At 56.0% G+C, this 17,649-nt stretch carries 15 protein-coding genes and 2 tRNA genes; 6 read left to right on the forward strand and 11 right to left on the reverse strand.

Translation table 11 applies throughout. From position 1 onward, the window contains the following. Window positions 1-157 precede the first annotated feature (157 nt). The 3 genes from purU to DIT72_RS12585 form a co-directional block, all read right to left on the reverse strand. The gene (gene purU / locus DIT72_RS12575; protein ID WP_135955599.1) at window positions 158-1,030 is read right to left on the reverse strand and encodes a formyltetrahydrofolate deformylase; all 873 of its coding nucleotides are present in this window, start codon (window positions 1,028-1,030) and stop codon (window positions 158-160) included. A gap of 307 nt (window positions 1,031-1,337) precedes the next feature. Further along, window positions 1,338-1,413 (reverse strand) — tRNA-Gly (locus DIT72_RS12580). A 69-nt stretch (window positions 1,414-1,482) separates the two neighbouring features. Further along, window positions 1,483-2,085, reverse strand: a complete 603-nt coding sequence (locus DIT72_RS12585; RefSeq protein WP_135955600.1) for a DUF924 family protein — start codon at window positions 2,083-2,085, stop codon at window positions 1,483-1,485. Window positions 2,086-2,182: 97 nt separating this feature from the next. Between DIT72_RS12585 and DIT72_RS12590 the strand changes: the two genes are divergently transcribed. The 3 genes from DIT72_RS12590 to DIT72_RS12600 all read left to right on the forward strand — a co-directional run bounded on the left by DIT72_RS12590 (window position 2,183) and on the right by DIT72_RS12600 (window position 3,718). Further along, window positions 2,183-2,566 (forward strand): sirohydrochlorin chelatase, encoded by a 384-nt coding sequence (locus tag DIT72_RS12590; RefSeq protein WP_135955601.1) that lies wholly within the window; start codon window positions 2,183-2,185, stop codon window positions 2,564-2,566. A gap of 65 nt (window positions 2,567-2,631) precedes the next feature. Further along, window positions 2,632-3,537: a TIGR01777 family oxidoreductase gene (locus DIT72_RS12595; RefSeq protein WP_135955602.1), complete on the forward strand. Its 906-nt coding sequence runs from the start codon at window positions 2,632-2,634 to the stop codon at window positions 3,535-3,537. 105 nt (window positions 3,538-3,642) lie between these two features. Beyond that, window positions 3,643-3,718, forward strand: a tRNA-Glu gene (locus DIT72_RS12600). A 17-nt stretch (window positions 3,719-3,735) separates the two neighbouring features. Here DIT72_RS12600 and ccoM read toward each other — a convergent pair. After that, window positions 3,736-3,897 (reverse strand): cytochrome c oxidase subunit CcoM, encoded by a 162-nt coding sequence (gene ccoM / locus DIT72_RS18570; protein ID WP_168355056.1) that lies wholly within the window; start codon window positions 3,895-3,897, stop codon window positions 3,736-3,738. 242 nt (window positions 3,898-4,139) lie between these two features. Between ccoM and DIT72_RS12605 the strand changes: the two genes are divergently transcribed. The 3 genes from DIT72_RS12605 to pta are packed head-to-tail and all read left to right on the forward strand — an operon-like array spanning window position 4,140 to window position 9,954. Next, the gene (locus DIT72_RS12605) at window positions 4,140-6,554 is read left to right on the forward strand and encodes a bifunctional diguanylate cyclase/phosphodiesterase (RefSeq protein ID WP_135955603.1); all 2,415 of its coding nucleotides are present in this window, start codon (window positions 4,140-4,142) and stop codon (window positions 6,552-6,554) included. Between the two features lie 25 nt (window positions 6,555-6,579). Next, complete coding sequence (locus tag DIT72_RS12610) at window positions 6,580-7,770, forward strand: acetate/propionate family kinase (protein WP_169450030.1); 1,191 nt, start codon at window positions 6,580-6,582, stop codon at window positions 7,768-7,770. 30 nt (window positions 7,771-7,800) lie between these two features. After that, complete coding sequence (gene pta / locus DIT72_RS12615; protein WP_135955605.1) at window positions 7,801-9,954, forward strand: phosphate acetyltransferase; 2,154 nt, start codon at window positions 7,801-7,803, stop codon at window positions 9,952-9,954. Window positions 9,955-9,978: 24 nt separating this feature from the next. Here pta and der read toward each other — a convergent pair whose 3' ends face one another. The 7 genes from der to pilW form a co-directional block, all read right to left on the reverse strand. After that, window positions 9,979-11,403: a ribosome biogenesis GTPase Der gene (gene der / locus DIT72_RS12620; protein ID WP_135955606.1), complete on the reverse strand. Its 1,425-nt coding sequence runs from the start codon at window positions 11,401-11,403 to the stop codon at window positions 9,979-9,981. 62 nt (window positions 11,404-11,465) lie between these two features. Continuing rightward, window positions 11,466-12,638, reverse strand: coding sequence for an outer membrane protein assembly factor BamB (bamB, locus tag DIT72_RS12625; RefSeq protein WP_135955607.1), 1,173 nt, complete (start codon window positions 12,636-12,638; stop codon window positions 11,466-11,468). Then, a complete protein-coding gene (locus tag DIT72_RS12630; protein WP_135955608.1) occupies window positions 12,638-13,294 on the reverse strand; it encodes a YfgM family protein in 657 nt (218 codons plus the stop codon). Before DIT72_RS12630 ends, bamB begins: the two co-directional genes overlap by 1 nt. A gap of 51 nt (window positions 13,295-13,345) precedes the next feature. After that, complete coding sequence (gene hisS / locus DIT72_RS12635; RefSeq protein WP_135955609.1) at window positions 13,346-14,626, reverse strand: histidine--tRNA ligase; 1,281 nt, start codon at window positions 14,624-14,626, stop codon at window positions 13,346-13,348. 40 nt (window positions 14,627-14,666) lie between these two features. Further along, the gene (ispG, locus tag DIT72_RS12640) at window positions 14,667-15,785 is read right to left on the reverse strand and encodes a flavodoxin-dependent (E)-4-hydroxy-3-methylbut-2-enyl-diphosphate synthase (RefSeq protein ID WP_135955610.1); all 1,119 of its coding nucleotides are present in this window, start codon (window positions 15,783-15,785) and stop codon (window positions 14,667-14,669) included. Between the two features lie 32 nt (window positions 15,786-15,817). Continuing rightward, a complete protein-coding gene (locus tag DIT72_RS12645) occupies window positions 15,818-16,885 on the reverse strand; it encodes a RodZ domain-containing protein (protein ID WP_135955611.1) in 1,068 nt (355 codons plus the stop codon). Further along, entirely contained in the window at window positions 16,875-17,639 is a 765-nt protein-coding gene (pilW, locus tag DIT72_RS12650) for a type IV pilus biogenesis/stability protein PilW (RefSeq protein ID WP_135955772.1), read from the reverse strand. The genes DIT72_RS12645 and pilW overlap by 11 nt, the downstream gene beginning before the upstream one ends. Window positions 17,640-17,649: the final 10 nt, after the last annotated feature.

The raw sequence follows: 17,649 nt of genomic DNA on the forward strand, positions 1-17,649 counted from the left end.
GGCCGTGACACTGCGCACAACCAAAAACCCGGCACCATGTAAATGATATGAGGAACTCGCCGAAAACGGGGCCTAAACAGAAGCCACAAAAGCAGGTATCAGGACTATTTTTCCGCGTCTTTTAGACTGTTTGGCCTAAAGCCGGACCTGATAATCTCTAGTGTCCGGGAAAGACAACAGTTTTGTTACCGTTGAGGAAACACCGTCGCTCAATATGCAGCTTGATCGCCTTTACCAGGGCGAGGCGTTCAGTATCACGTCCTTTTGCTACCAGGAGCTCCGGCGTGTAGGTATGATCCACCGCCTCCACTCCCTGGGTGATGATCGGACCTTCGTCGAGAACTTTACTTACGTAATGCGCAGTCGCTCCTACCAGCTTCACTCCTTTGTCATAGGCCTGATGGTAGGGCTTTGCGCCCTTGAACCCCGGCAGCAGCGAGTGGTGGATGTTGATGGCACGCCCGTGCAATTTTTTGCACATATCGTCGGACAGTACCTGCATGTAGCGCGCCAGCACGACCAGGTCAGCATCGACTTTCTGGATGATCTCCCATATCCCGGCTTCCTGCTGCGACTTTGTTTCCTCAGTAATGGGCAGGTGGTAGTAGGGGATGTCGTGCCAGTCAGCCAGCCCTTTCAGGTCCGGGTGGTTGGATATGATAGCCGGAATCTCGATATTGAATGCGCCGGTACGGTAGCGATGCAGAATATCCTCCAGGCAATGGTCATACTTTGATACCAGAATAACCAGCCTGTCGGGAATCGATAAATCCCGCAGCTCCCATTCCGTGTCAAAGGCTGTAGCCCGGTCGGCGAACTGACTCCGCAGGCTTTCTTCGGAAAATTCGCCACCGCCAATATAATAAAACTCTACCCGGAAGAAAAACCGTTCAACATCATTGTCGTCAAAAGTATGTATTTCATAGGCATAACACTCATGCCTGTATAAGCATCCAATGATCAGATCAAGCACACCCAGTTTGCTACCCGAGCTTCCGGCAAGGATATAGGTTTTTTTATTGGTATCCATAAACCTGGTCCCTTAAGAATTGAATTCGCCAATTTATGCTTCAGTCGCTAAATGATATGAGGAACCTGCCGGAAACGGAGGCTAAACAGAGGCTATAAATATGGATATCAGGACTATTTTCCTGCGGCTTTTGGACTGTTCAGGCTAAAACCGGGAATGGCGAGAGTGCAAAAGGTAATCAGGGGGTATCAGAGAAACCGGCCAAAGCGAGAGTGCGCGGGAATGCCAGGCTGACGGTGAAGCCCGGAGGCTTCGCTAAAAAAAGAAACCCCGCGCTCTCGCTTGAGAGGGAGGGGTTTCCGGAAACTGGAGCGGGAAACGAGATTCGAACTCGCGACCCCAACCTTGGCAAGGTTGTGCTCTACCAACTGAGCTATTCCCGCTTGATCAACGGACGCGTATTCTACGGATTCATCCCTGTCCGTCAACTCTTTTTTGCGATCAGCCTGGTGTTACTGGCCAAACCGCTTCCCTGACTGCAGGAAGCTTTCTTCCTCCGGGCTCGAGCGGCGTTTCAATGCCCGGTTTCGGTGGGGAAAGCGGCCGAACTTCTGGATAATATCCCGGTGATCTCTGGCGGATTGCAGGAAACTTTCCATGAAGTCCCCTGCAATTCCGCCAGTGGCGGATGCCAGCTGCTCGTAGCAATCCACCGAAAGATTCTGGTCTTCAATTTTCTCGGAATGTTGCAGCGGCATATAGAGAAACGCCCGCTGAACCGGTGGCAATGCCATGTCATGTCCGCTGCGCATGGCATTCCTGCACAGTTTGATAGCCAGTCTGTCATTATCGAAGGCCAGCGCTCCGCCACGGTAAATGTGGCGACTGAACTGATCCAGCAGGATAATCTCGGCCAATGCCCCGCCTGGCACCTTTCTCCAGTGGCGCAATCCATCCTCAGAGGCAAACAGAACCATGGATATGAAACGTCGGCGAATCTCCTGATCGAAGGCGCGAGACGATCGGAACCAGCGATTGCGATGCTCGCTGTCCGGCAACCCGTGTTCATCGAGTTCGCCAAACCAGAAATCCAGAATCTCTTTCCAATCGAACATATTGTTTACCCTGTTGCATTGCTACAGGCCGGCCACCGGGCCGGCAATGCTACACTCTACGATAACTATCAGGCTATTGGTCATATCAGGAGATGCCATGAACCACGACCCCAGAATCATTCTACTCGCGCACGGAAGCAGTGACCGGCGCTGGTGCCAGACCTTTGAAAAACTTGCCACGCCAACGCTGGATTCAGTGCCGGGCTCTCGCATCGCCTACATGGAACTGGCAGAGCCTTCCCTGGAGACTATTATCTCCGAAGGCAAGAACGACGGCATCACCACCTTCACGATCGTTCCGCTGTTCCTGGCTGCGGGTCGTCACCTGAGAAAAGACGTACCCGGAATGATAGAAGAGCTTCAGGATAATCATGATGTCACCATTACGCTGGCGCCACCGATCGGGGAAAATCCACAACTGGGCAATGCAATCCGTGATGTGGTGACCCAGGAACTGGAACGACAGAAACAGCCGGCGTGACAATCTCCGTGACAAAGCTGCCCGCGCTGACACCTGAACCGGCAAATCATAAGGAGTGAACGATCATGAAAAAGCGGATTTTGGTTACCGGAGGCACTGGCTTTATTGGCCAGTCGCTGTGCCAGAAACTGATCGCCGAGGGTCATATCCTTACCGTTTTAAGCCGGCAACCGGCGCCCGATGTCCAGTCGGTGTGCGGTCGCGTCGAAGCGGTGAACGATCTTGAAAAGCTCCGCGACCACGAGGGCTTCCACGCTGTGATCAACCTGGCTGGCGAGGGCATTGCGGACAAGCGCTGGTCCGAGTCGCGCAAGCAGGAACTCAGGGACAGCCGTATTGCCCTTACCAACCAGCTGGTGGATGTGATACGGAGCTGGCAGACGCTCCCGCCCGTTCTGGTATCCGGTTCCGCTGTCGGATTCTACGGCGATCAGGGCAGTCGCCGGGTCACTGAGGATACTCCGCCCAATGATGAATTTACCCACCGGCTGTGCAGTGACTGGGAACAGGCAGCGCTCAGACTGGAACCAGATGGAGTGCGTGTGTGTCTTTCCCGCACCGGCGTTGTTGCCGGGCCCGGCGGCGGGTTTTTGCAACGTATGTTACCGCCGTTCAAGCTTGGGCTCGGAGGTCGCCTCGGCAGTGGTGAACAGTACATGCCCTGGGTGCATCGTGACGACGTAGTAGCGGCCCTGATCTGGATGATGGACAACGAAGGTGCACGGGGAGCCTACAACGTTGTCAGTCCTAACCCGGTGACAAACCGACAGTTCACCAAATGTCTTGCAGGTGTTCTCGGCCGGCCGGCAATTTTTCCGGTTCCTGCGCCGGTCCTGAAAGTCGCGTTGGGAGAAATGTCACGGCTGCTACTGACAGGGCAAATGGCCATACCCGAGCGGCTTGAGGCTGAAGGGTTCGAGTTCCGCTTTCCTGATCTCAGCCCTGCCCTCGCGGATGCCGTTGGATATTGAAGGGCGCATTCCGACGGCCTGTTTTTTTCAAAAACCGTTTGACAGGCCGGATCGCCTTACTTAATATACGCGCCACCTCGATGAGGCAAGGTTTTGAAGCGATGCGTCCCCTTCGTCTAGTGGCCTAGGACTCCGCCCTTTCACGGCGGCAACAGGGGTTCGAACCCCCTAGGGGACGCCAACTTTACAGCCTGCCTGTTACTGCTTGCGGCCATCATGTTCTGGTGACCCGGAATGCCTGCCATGATCGCCAAGCTGATGCTTTGAGTCCTTCAGTACAAAAATTCCCACGCCGATAAAAAATCCTACCATCAGTAGAACGGTCACAATGCCTGCGATAACAACTGCGTCGGTATACATAGCCTTACTCTCCTGAACAGTTCCGATTAACTGTTTTCAGATTACGCTCACGGCCCCGACAGCATATTGATCTGAGTCAATGGCACCGACGGCCATACCCCGTCAAAACCCTGAACCGCTACACATTTCTTCCGATTTTTCCTGTATTTGCAAAGCATTTGCAAGAAACTGCTGTTATAGTCCTGAAGATATAGCCTGACCGTTAGCGACCAAATCCTCCCTGTGCGGCCGAAGTATAGGACATGCAAAAACTGCTGAATCGTCTGCAACAATTTCGAACGGGGTCTCCGCTGTCCTTCCGGCTACTCGCTTATATCCTGCTATTCAGTACCGTGTTCACACTGATTTCCTCGGCTTTCCAGATCTATTCAGACTATCGTAAGGATCTGGCCCAGATTGACCGGCGGATGGAGGTGATTGAGACCGGTTATACCTCCAGCCTTGCCCGCAGCCTCTGGGCACTTGACCAGAAACTGCTACAGACCCAGCTCGAGGGCATCCTGAGCCTTCCGGACATCGTCCATCTGCGACTCAAGATCGAGCCTGATTCCGAACTGGTGATGGGCAACATACCCCGTGACACAAGGACCACCGAACATACCTTTGAACTGGCGCATGGGGGGGGAGGCACGTTCACCCTGGGCCAACTGACCGTAACCGCGGATCTGGACCGCGTGTATTCGGACATGAAGCAAAAGGTTGTGGTGGTACTGACGACCGAGTTTCTGAAAATCTTCGTTGTGTCGATTCTGATTATCTGGATATTCCAGTATTTCGTTGTCCGCCATCTCAGCACCATGGCCAACTATGCCCGCAACTTCTCCCTCAGTAATCTCTCGCAACCACTCGAACTGGACCGACCCGACAGTCCGCTGAATCGAAATGATGAACTGGCCCAGGTAACCGATGCCATCAACCAGATGCGGGAGCGACTCAATGATGACGTGGAGCGGCAGGCCAGGGATGCCGAGGAGATTCGCAAATTCTCCAAGGCAATTGAGCAAAGTCCCTCGTCAGTACTGATTTGTGACCGTCAGTGGCGCATCGAGTTCGCGAATCATAAGTTCACACAGCTCACCGGCTACGATGCCGATTCCATCCTCGGCAGGCATCCAGGCATGCTTTCCGAGGATGCCCATGCCAATCGCGAGAACCGGCAGTTGTGGCAATCCATTCGTCTTCAGGTTCAGCGTGTTGGCGTTTGGCAGGGTGAAATCAACAGCGTTCGCAAAAACGGTGAGCGCTTCTGGGAGCAATTGATTGTCACTCCCATCAAGAATGCCAACGGAGAAGCAACCGGGTACCTCATCCTCGGCGAAGACATCAGTATCCGCAAACGATACGAGCAGCAGCTTCTGCGGCAGGCGAACTATGACATTCTCACCGGCCTTCCCAACCGGATGCTGGCGCTTGACCGGCTCAAGCTCGCGTTGGCCCAGGCGCGGCGCGAAAGCTCGCTGGTTGGCGTCATGTTTCTGGATCTGGACAACTTCAAACACATCAACGACACCCTTGGACATGATGCAGGCGACAACCTCCTGATTGAAGCAGCGCGCCGCATTTCGAGCTGCCTGCGGGGAACCAGCACCGTTGCCAGACTTGGCGGCGACGAGTTCCTGGTTATTCTGCCAGGACTGACCGGCCCTGAAGCAACCTCTCAGGTAGCAGAGCGTATTCTCAAGACCTTTGCCCCGCCCTACCTGCTCAACGGCCAGGAAGTGTTTGTCACCACCAGTATCGGCATAGCCATATTCCCCAATGACTCGGATAACAGTGGCACCCTGTTGCAGCACGCCGATGCCGCAATGTACCAGGCCAAGCGCAAGGGCAAGAGTGCCTACGCACTTTTTGCTCCGGAAATGACCGAAGTGTCCCACGAGAGACTGCAGATGGAATCGCTGATGCGCCGGGCACTGGAACAGAAAGAATTCGAGCTTTACTACCAGCCGATTGTGCATACGGATTCCGGCGAACTCTCGTCGGCAGAGGCTCTGCTACGCTGGAACAATCCCGGCCTGGGCATGGTCATGCCCGATCGTTTCATCCCGCTGGCAGAGGAAACGGGTCTGATTACACCTATCGGCGAGTGGGTACTGCACGAAGCCTGCCATGCGGCGATGCGCTGGAAAAAAACCATGGGCACCAGCATCGGCATATCGGTGAATGTATCTCCGCGGCAGTTCCGGGATCCGGGTTTTGTTTATACCGTCATGAATGCTCTTGAATCCAGTGGCCTGGAGCCCCATCAGCTCGAACTGGAAATTACAGAGCGCCTGATACTGGATAACACCATTGAGACCGCTGATATACTGCGTCAGCTGGATCAATCCGGCGTTCGCCTTGCTGTGGACGATTTCGGAACCGGCTTCTCCGCGCTGAGCTACCTTAAAAGCTATCCGTTTGATACGCTGAAAGTTGACAAATCCTTTGTACAGGATGTAATGAAAGAAGCGGACGACGCAGCCCTGGTCAGGGCCATCATCAATATGGCCCACAGCCTCAACCTGCAGGTTATAGCAGAAGGAGTTGAGGAAGAAGCACAGACCCACTTCCTCCAACGGGAAGGCTGTGACTACTCCCAAGGTTATTTTTACAGCCGCCCGCTGCCGGAGGACGATTTCCGGTCATGGCTCAGATCCAATCATCGGGTTCGCTGAAAAGCCACTGAGTAAAAATGGACTTATCATGGAAGAAACGATACTCGTCATTAATTGTGGCAGTTCATCACTCAAAATTGCACTGTTTGACGGACAGCTGAACAAGGTATCCAGTGGCCTGGCTGAACGTCTTGGCAAAGATGACGCCTTTGCCACGGTCAAAGGCCGCGAGGAACGGATTGACCTTAGTGCCGGAGCCGGCCATAAGGAGGCGCTGAACGCACTTGTTAATGTCTGGCAGGACTGCGGGCTGCTTGATGAAACACCCGCTGCCATTGGGCATCGGGTCGTCCATGGCGGCGAAACCTTTCGTGAAGCGGCACCCATCAATGATGACGCACTCGCTGCAATAAAAAACTGCGCGAGCCTGGCGCCGCTCCACAACCCGGTTAACCTGACAGGAATCGAGGCAACCACAGCCCTGTTTCCGGACGTTCCCCAGGTCGCGGTATTCGATACCGCCTTCCACCATACGCTGCCGCCGAAAGCCTATCTTTACGCCCTCCCCAGGCAGCTGTACAACGACTGGGGTATTCGGCGCTATGGCTTCCATGGCACCAGCCATCAGTTTATGTTGACTGAGACAGCCCGCATTCTGGGCAAAACCCCCGCCACCACATCCATTATCTCCGCTCACTTGGGCAATGGCTGCAGTATCACCGCCATTCGTGACGGCAACAGTGTTGATACCAGTATGGGGCTGACACCTCTGGAGGGGCTCGTGATGGGCACTCGCAGTGGCGATGTAGACCCCGGCCTGTTTGATTTTCTTGCCAACAAGGACATGAACGCAGAGCAGGTTCACCGTATGCTGAACAAAGAGAGTGGCCTGCTGGGATTGTCGGGCCAGACCAATGACATGCGGGCCCTGTGCGAACTGGCAGATCACGGCCATGAACCCTCGCAGACTGCCATTGATGTCTTCTGCTTCCGCCTCGCACGATACGTAGGAGCCATGATGGCCTCCCTGGCGCATCTCGATGCCCTCGTCTTCACAGGAGGGATCGGCGAAAACAGCAGTCTGGTGCGGAAAAGGACACTGGAGCACCTCGGTCTGTTCGGATTCACCGTCGATGGCGAGCTGAACAACCATCACGGCAACATCAGTAATGGACAGATTGAAGGGGCAGACAGCCGCTTCCGTGTTCTGGTCATACCGACCAATGAAGAACTTGTGATAGCCAGGGAAGCGCTGGTGGCCTCCCGGAATGGCTGAATAACGACGAATCAACGCAGGAAGCCATCCATGGCAAAAAGTCTTTTTATTGCGCCAACAGCCCTCAACTCCGGGTTAACGTCGGTCTGCCTGGGCATGCTCAGAGCACTTGAGCGAGTGGGGGTCAGCGTAGGGTTTTACAAACCGTTTCGCCAGTCAGTCTATGACGGTGAGGCCCACCATAACGGAGGGGAAGACAGCTCCGTGGCTTTTGTTCGGGCCCGTAGTCATCTCGAGCCTCCCGACCCGATGAGCCTGAAAGAAGCCCAGAACCTTCTCAATACCGGTAAGGACAACCAGCTCCTGGAAACCATCGTGGGCGAATATCAGAAAGTAGCCAGGACCGTTGATGTGGTTATTATCGAGGGTCTGGTACTGGACACAAAAGAAGCCTATATCGCAAGACTGAACATGGAGGTAGCCCGCAACCTGGGTTCCGAGGTTGTTCTGGTCAGTACTCCGGGCACTACCGATCCACAAAGTCTCGACGAGGAACTGGAGTTCTACGCCCGACTGTTCTCGAGTCCGTCGGATCCGGACGTGATCGGCGTGGTTCTCAACAAGGTTGGCGAACCCGAGAGATCTGAATTCACGCCCTGGGTAAATTCCAGAGTCCCAACGGAAACGGTTGATTATGACCAGGCCTGTAGCGTTTTCAGGGACGGCCAGTACCGGCTGCTTGCTGTCATTCCCTGGCAACCGGAGCTGATGGCGCCACGGGTTTCGGACATTGTCCGTGAAATGGACTCGGAAGTACTCCACGAAGGGGAAATGCACACCCGCCGTGTCCAGAAAGTGACCGTCAGTGCCCGCACTATTCGCAATATGATAGACACCCTGAAACCGGGCACCCTCATGGTGACGCCGGGAGACCGGGAGGACATTATGGTAACCACTGCGGTTGCAGCACTTAATGGCGTCCCGCTCGCCGGCATCATGCTGACAGGCGGGCTTATGCCCGACGACAGAGTAATCGAACTCTGCAGCCGGGCACTGGAAACGGGGCTGCCCGTCATGAGAACGAAAACCAATACCTACGAAACGGCTCACCGCCTCGCCAGTCTTTCGCCCGCCATCCCTGCGGATGATCCGGACCGGATTGAAAAAGCCATGGAGGCAGTTGCTACCCGCATTGACGCCGAATGGCTCAGAGAACACCTGAAGGTAGAACGCCAGCGCGGGCTATCGCCACCGGCTTTTCGCTATTTACTGTCGGAACGCGCCCGGGCCGCTGGCAAACGCATCGTCCTGCCGGAGGGCAATGAACCCCGTACGGTCCATGCGGCGATTATCTGCCACCAGCGCAATCTGGCTCACTGCATAATGCTGGGTGACCGTAATGATATTGAAAATGTGGCCCGGTCCCAGGGCCTGGAATTGCCTGATGAAATGGAAATCATCGACCCTGCGGAGGTTCGCGAACACTATGTCGAGCCGATGGTGAAGCTTCGCAAACACAAGGGCCTGGCCCCGGATATGGCCAAAGCGATGCTGGAAGACAATGTGGTTCTGGGAACCATGATGGTTGCCGAAGACAAGGCTGACGGGCTGGTATCGGGCGCTAACCACACCACCGCCAACACTGTGCGCCCGGCGCTGCAACTGATCAAGACCCACGAGCATGCAAAGGTGGTGTCTTCTGTTTTTTTCATGCTGCTACCGCAACAGGTTGTTGTCTATGGTGATTGCGCAATCAATCCGGATCCCGATGCAGAGGACCTGGCTGATATAGCAATTCAGAGCGCAGGTTCGGCGGAAGCGTTCGGTATTGAGCCGGTAGTGGCCATGATCAGCTACAGCACCGGCGAGTCGGGCAGTGGCGAGGACGTGGACAAAGTGCGGGAAGCCACCAGAATCGCACGGGAAAGGCGCCCTGATCTGATGATTGACGGCCCCCTGCAATACGACGCCGCAGCCATCGAAAGCGTTGCCAGAAGCAAGGCGCCCAACAGCAAGGTCGCCGGCAAGGCAACGGTCTTTATCTTCCCCGACCTTAATACAGGTAACACCACCTACAAAGCGGTTCAGCGCAGCGCCAACGTAGTGAGTATCGGCCCCATGCTTCAGGGCCTCAGGAAACCGGTTAACGACCTTTCCCGGGGAGCGACGGTGGAAGACATCGTCTTTACCATTGCTCTCACCGCAGTACAGGCCAGGCAGGTGGAGGACGCAGGGTTGATCTGAAGCATCAGCCCTGCGCTGGCAGGATCAGCGTTTCCTGCTCTTCATTCTCGCTTTCTTTTTCACCGGCCGGCCTTTCTTGAGGTCGTTGTCCTGCTTGACCTTCTGACGAGGGGTCAGCCGGCTGACCTTGTTGGCAAACGGATTCTCACTGGAACGGAATTCAAAGCGGATGGGTGAGCCGTTTACCTTCAGTACCTTGCGAAAGGTATTCTCCAGGTAGCGCTTGTAAGCGCCCGGTAACGCATCTGTCTGGTTGCCGTGCACCACGATTACCGGGGGGTTGGAGCCGCCCTGGTGGGCATAACGGAGCTTGATACGGCGCCCCTGCACCAGTGGCGGCTGATGCTGTGCGGTTGCATCCTGAAGAATGGCAGTAAGCCGGTTAGTGGGCCACTTGGCCATCGCGGATTCGTAGCAGTCATGAACCGAATCGTACATCACACCAACACCGGAGCCGTGCAGTGCGGAAATATAGTGCTTGTCGGCGTAATCGAGAAAATCCAGGCGACGCTGAACCTGCTCTTTCACCTTCGCCTTGTCTTCAGGGTCCATGCCATCCCATTTATTGATGGCGATGACCAGTGAGCGGCCCGCATCCAGAACAAAACCAATCAGGTGAAGATCCTGGTCCACCAGCCCTTCCCGGGCATCGATCACCAGGATAACCACATGGGCGTCGTCGATGGCCTGCAGTGTCTTGATAATGGAAAACTTTTCCACGGTCTCGCTGACGTTCTTGCGGCGGCGAACGCCTGCTGTATCGATCAGCGTGTACTGGTGATCCATACGCTCATAGGGGATGTAAATGCTGTCCCTGGTGGTGCCGGGCATGTCAAAGACCACAACCCGATCTTCGCCCAGCATGCGGTTAACCAGAGTGGATTTCCCCACATTGGGTCGACCGACGATCCCGATCCGGATACCCGGATACCGATCCGCCCTGTCCTGGGCTTCACGCTCTTCTTCCGAAGGCAGCAGTTCCTCAAGCATCGAACGGATGCCGCGGTTGTGAGAGGCTGCAATCAGAAAGGTCGAAGTGAATCCAAGGCCGTGAAAATCAGAGGCGGCAATGTCAGGGTCCTGACCGTCAGTCTTGTTGACGACCAGGTGTGCCCGCTTGCCGGTTTTGCGCAGATGGTTGGCAATCAGTTCGTCACCGCCATTAAGCCCGGCTTTGCCGTCCACCAGGAACAGCACGATATCAGCCTCTTCAACCGCCTGCATGGAATGGCGGGCCATTTCTGCGTCAAGGCCTTCCTCGTTGCCAGTGAGGCCACCGGTATCAATTACAATAAACCGCTGGCCCTCGTAATCGCCCTCGCCGTATTTGCGGTCACGGGTGAGGCCCGGAAAATCCGCTACAAGCGCATCCCGGGACCGCGTCATCTGGTTAAACAGTGTCGACTTGCCAACGTTGGGACGCCCGACAAGTGCAATTACAGGGGTCATAATCTTTCGCTACACAGTGAACAGGGCCGGCGCTTCACAGCGATACGGCCGGAAAGGAACGCTCAGTCGCGCTCCGGTAATTTAAGAACAGACATCTTACCGCTATTGCCGTAAACCAGCAGGTTTCCATTCTGCAGGCGCTGGAAAGGCACCCGCAATCCTTCGTCGTCAAACTCCCGCTGGCCCTCGAGGCTACCGTCCTCCAGTGACATCATATGGATGTAACCTTCATAATCTCCAACCAGCAGATAATCGCCGTAGACAACCGGTTGCGTGGGCTGACGCCAGGAGAGCTTATCCTGAACCCACAATTCGCGACGGTCAGAGCCGCGATAGGCGGTAATGTTACCATCGGCTCCGGCTATGAAAATGTTGCCGCTGCCTATCATGGGAGATTGCAGGCTGGATTCCTTACGGCTCCATATTTCCTGGCCACTCTGCAGGTCCACCAGGGCCAGCTTGCCCTGATAACCAACCACCATGGCCGCGCTTTCCAGAATCAGCGGCTCTCCGGCAACATCCACCAGTCTTTCCAGCTCTGTGCGCCCCTGGGGTTGACCCACTTCATACTGCCACACAGGTTGCCCGGTCTCAGTGGAAATCGCCATCAGCTTGCCGTTGGACAGTGACGCCAGCACCAGATCCGCACCTACCAGCGGTGATGCCGCCGCGCGAATGGACAGGACCGGTACATCACTGTCGTATTGCCAGGCCTTTTCGCCACCATTGACATCGAACGCCAGTACTTTACCGTCAATCGTCTGTGCCACTACAAGGCGGCCGTTTGACTGCGGAGAAGCCACCGCCTCGTTTGGCAGGGACTGCTCCCATAACTCGGTGCCGTCCTGCCGCGACAGAGCTTTCAGCTGCGCATCGCGGGTAACCAGATACAGGTTGCCCTGGTCCCCGCCAACTCCGGCACTGATGTCCTCGTCGAGATCCTGATACCAGACCACCTCTCCATTTTCCGGCCTGACAGCCCAGATTTCACCTTCAGCCGAGGCGGCGTAGAGGATATCGCCGGCATTCAGTGGTGCCAGGTAAAGGAAGTTGTCATCGTGCCCCTCCCCCACGTACATGGTCCACACAGTTTCGAGCTCAACGGAGGCGGAAATTTCAGGCACCGGCGCTGGCTGCTCATAAGTATCCGTGGCACTGCAGCCGGCAAGCAGTGCGATCACCAGCAGGACGATCAATGGTGCGGGACGCATTTGCCCTTTAAACACCAGGGGCATCAGTCTCCCTCCCCTACACCAAGATCCGAGAGCTTGAGCTCAAGAATACCGCTACGCCCCTGCTGATTCTGATCTCTCGCCGCCAGGTAGGCGTCACGGGCAGCGTCACGATTACCCTGTGCCAGCAGGATATCGCCTTTCAGCTCTGAGAAAATGGCGCTGAAACTACCGGTATCGTCCACGCTCTCAATGGTGTTGAGAGCGACGTCATACTGCTCGGCACCAAACTGGGCCCGGGCCAGCCGGTTACGGATCACCAGCGCCAGGGCGCCGGATTCTTCCGCATTCTCGCGGGCCCAGGTAAGGGACTCGATGGCAGCTTCCGGGTCATCCTGGTCCATCATCTGTTGCCGGGCCAGCATCAGCATGCCATAGATGGCAAATGCGCTGTCACTGTATTCCTCACGCAGGTTCTGGGCCACGTAGGCAACTGTCTCGGCGCGGTTTTCATCGCTCTCATCGCTGTAGGCGTTGATCAGGTCGGCAAACTGCGAAGCGGCTTCGGTGCGCTGCTGCATCTGATGGTTCTGCCAGGCCTGCCAACCAAATACGATAGCCAGTGCCGCGGCGATACCGATCAGGAGCGAGCTGCCGTTTTTCTTCCACCAGTCCTTGATTGCCTGGACCGTTTCTTCCTCAGTGCGAACTTCAGCCATGATGACTCCTGTAATTGATGATTATTGTGCCTGCAGCCTGTCGGCCCGCCATCAGCGGCCCAGCAATTCTTCCAGTATGCCCGCGAGTTCGGCCCGGGCAATATCCTGTTGTGATTCATCCGACCGCAACGGCTTGAGTGCCACTGAGTCGTTGGCCAGTTCGTTTTCGCCAAGAATGATGGCGTAACGTGCGCCGCTGCGATCTGCCTTTTTCATCTGGCTCTTGAAGCTGCCACCGCCACAATGGCTCATTATCCGGGCGCCCGGCAAGGCAGAACGCAGTGACTCGCCAAGTGACAGTGCGGGTGCCACCGCAGCCTCTCCCATCGCAGTAACATACACATCCACATTGCCGTTGGCACTGGCCGGAACCAGGCTGAGAGTTTCCAGCAACAGAATCAGCCGTTCAAGGCCCATGGCAAACCCCACAGCGCAGGTGGGTTTGCCACCCAATTGCTCAACCAGCCCGTCGTATCGGCCACCGGCGCATACGGTACCCTGTGCGCCAAGGCTGTCGGTGATCCACTCGAAGACGGTTTTGCCATAGTAGTCAAGCCCACGCACCAGGCGCGGGTTCACCGTGTAATCGACACCGGCGGCATCCAGCAATGAGCGAAGCTCGCGGAAGTGCTCCACTGACTCATGATCGAGATAGTCATCCAGCTTTGGCGCATCCGCCAGAACCTGCTGGGTTCCAGGGTGCTTGCTGTCCAGGATACGCAGGGGATTGGTGGCCAGGCGGCGCTGGCTGTCATCATCCAGCTGATCCCGATAACCGGACAGATAGGCCACCAGAGCCTCCCGGTATTCACGGCGCGCCGCCGAGGTACCGATGGAATTGATTTCCAGGCGGGTATGTTCGCTCAGCCCGAGCTCACGCCAGAGACGGGCCGTCAGCACAAGCAGTTCGGCATCGATATCAGGGCCGTTCATTCCGAAACATTCCACGCCGATCTGGTGAAACTGGCGGTAGCGACCTTTCTGCGGGCGTTCGTGACGGAACATGGGGCCTGTATACCACAGGCGGCGGGTCTGGTTGAATAGCAGGCCATGCTCTTCAGCAGCGCGAACACAGCCGGCAGTGCCCTCCGGGCGCAGAGTCAGGCTGTCGCCATTGCGGTCCTCGAAGGTATACATTTCCTTCTCGACAATATCCGTTACTTCGCCAATGGACCGCTTGAACAGGTCTGTCTGTTCTACCACTGGCATGCGGATTTCCTGGTAACCGTATTGCGAAAGCACCCGCCTGACTGTGTCTTCGACAAACTGCCATACCGGCGTCTGTTCTGGCAGGATATCGTTCATCCCGCGGATTGCCTGGATCTTAGCCAAGTTACTACCTTTTCTGTTTCAGTGATTTGACGACCAGCACTCAGTCAGTCGAGCGGGTAATGATCGCGTCTTCCTTTTCCTTGCGACGGGCGACTTCCTCGCGGATCAGTCGTTCCAGATCCTCGGTCAGGTTGGCATTATCGAGTTTCTGGTTGGGCTTGCCCGACATGTAGAACAGATTCTTCGGGCTACCACCGGTGAGACCGAGATCCGCCACCTTGGCCTCGCCCGGACCGTTAACAATACAACCGATAATGGCCACATCCAGCGGCTCGTTCACATCTTCCAGGCGGGCCTCAAGGTCATTCATGGTCTGGATAACATCGAAATTCTGGCGCGAACAGCTTGGGCAAGCCACAAAGTTTATACCGCGGCTGCGCAGACGAAGGCTTTTGAGTATATCGAATCCGACCTTGATCTCCTGAACCGGATCTGCCGCAAGGGACACCCGGATGGTGTCGCCAATACCGTCCATCAACAACATGCCCAGGCCAATCGATGACTTCACGGTACCGGAACGAAACCCCCCTGCCTCGGTGATGCCCAGATGCAGTGGCTGGTCGATCTGCGCTGCAATCTGGCGGTATGCCGCCACCGTCATGAAAACTTCAGAGGCCTTGAGGCTGACCTTGAAGTTCTGGAAATCGTGTTTGTCGAGAATATCGATATGGCGCATGGCCGATTCCACCAGTGCCTCTGGTGTAGGCTCGCCGTATTTGCGCTGCAGGGCTTTTTCCAGCGAACCGGCATTGACCCCGATTCGAATCGGAATATTCCTGTCCCGGGCGGCGCTGATAACCGCACTGACACGATCATCCCGTCCGATATTTCCCGGGTTGATCCGAAGGCAGTCAACACCAAGCTCCGCCACCCTCAGGGCAATACGGTGGTCAAAGTGGATGTCCGCCACCAGAGGCACCGATACCAGGGAGCGGATTTTACCAAAGGCCTCGGCAGCGTCCATGGTCGGCACCGATACCCGGACGATATCGGCACCCGCTTCCTGGAGCGCCCGGATCTGGCCCACCGTAGCATCCACGTCGCAGGTATTGGTGTTGGTCATGCTCTGAACGGCAATCGGAGCGTCCCCACCAACGGGAACATCACCCACCATTATCTGGCGGGATTTACGTCTTTTGATAGGAGATTCGTGATTCATAGCTGCCAACCGGAAAAGTGTGTTCGTAACTATCAGATATCCAGCGAAAATTCTGCGCGGTTATTGAAAGCCCTGAATTCGGATATATCCACGGCTTCCCCATCGAAGCGAATGGACTCGACAGCATCAACAGCGCCAACAATCACCTCAATCGGCACTCTGCCGGAAACCTCGACGCGATCACCATCCCGCTGCAAAGACCCCAGCAGACGATTGCCAGCGGAGTCCGTCACCTGAACCCAGCACTCACCGCTGAACGTCATTTCCAGTCGGGCGTTTCCCACTGCCGCGTCCGGCCGCGCGCTTTCCTCGAATGCTGGTTCCTGAGTAATGGTGACCACCGGTACACGGCTCTCGTCAATGTCGCCTGTTGGTTCTGAAGCCTGTTCCCCCACAGGCCTGGCGGCCTCACCGGAATCGCTGTCTGCAACCAGAGGAATTTCACTCTGTCCGTTCATCGGTGCCGGTATACCGCCGTCTTCGACAGCCAGCTCGTCGCTGCCCGGCTCAACCTCCGTCCGCAGCGGTTTCGCGACATCGCCGTTTTCTCCGCTAGAACCACCGACGGCGCCTGAAGCATCGCTGACGTCAGTCTCGGACTGCGCTGGCTCAACCGACTCTTCAACCGACTCTGATGGCATGTCGGAGGTACCCGGCTCTTCGGGTGCAACGGTCATACCGCTGTTATCCAGAAAACGAAGACCCACAAATACGGCAATGGCAATAACAAGAACAAAAAACAGCAGCTTTGCAATATGGCGCTTCTGGCGCCTACGGCGCTCAATATCAACCAGCGGATTCAGCTCTTCCGCCTGCGCCTTTCTTTCCCGCAGTGGTTCAAGCTCCTTGTCCAGTGTCGCAATAAGGCTGTCCGGGTCGAGGCCAACCTGCCGCGCATAAATTCTGACATATCCCTTCAGGAACAGTTCACTGTCGATCTGTTCGTAAGCGCCATCCTCGATGGCATGTATGACTGCCGGACGCAGGTGTTGCGCATCAGCCACGGCCGAGACACTCAGCCCCTTCTGTTCCCGTGCGCGCCGCAGTTGCTGCCCTGCGGGTTCATTCACCACTGGCTGTTGTGTGTCATCACTGTCCATTTGACGTCATCACCCTGTATTGTTGGTATTCGACAGAGTTCGGAAAGTTGTTCTTCAGCTGCAGTCCCAGACTCGATGCCAGATTCCGGTCACCGAAGTGGCGGGCAATGCGAATGCCTGTATACAGGCTTTCCGGAGAATGGCGAAGGTTCCGGTTTCGCTGCATCAGATTGGTCAGACGGCTGTAATAGCGAGCAGCAGCCTCATATTCGCCGCTCTCCACCAGCGTGCGCGACAGCGCAAGCAACGATCTGGCGTCGCCACGGGATAATTCGACGGCCCGTCGATACGCCGTTACAGCGCCATCAAGATTGCCCAATCGCTCTTCAGTCAGGCCAAGATTGAAAAAAACCGATCCACGCTCAGGGTAGTCAGTATCCCGCGAAGCGGCCAGGAACTGGTCACGAGCCTCTTCAAATCGCCGCTCCCGATACAGATAGGCGCCATAATAAACCCGTCCACGGGTGTAGTCGGGATCGCTGTCCAGGGCATCTTTGAATGCTCGCTCTGCCAGTTCCGGTTCACCCTCTGACTGGTAGACCAGGCCCTTCGCGGCAAGAGCACCCGGGTTTTCCGGCGAAAGCTCGAGAGCGCGGTCAATGTGGTTTCTGGCGCGGTCTATGTTGTCCTGGCCAATATAGGCTGTCGCCAGCTGAACGTAGTTCTTTACTGCTTTCTCACGATCGGCTTCGCGGGCGAATCGGCTATCGGTTTTGGTCACACAGCCTGTGACAAAGATTGCCAGTAATACCATGGCAAATGCA

It is taken from the genome of Marinobacter orientalis (assembly GCF_004792665.1).
GTDB lineage: Bacteria > Pseudomonadota > Gammaproteobacteria > Pseudomonadales > Oleiphilaceae > Marinobacter > Marinobacter orientalis.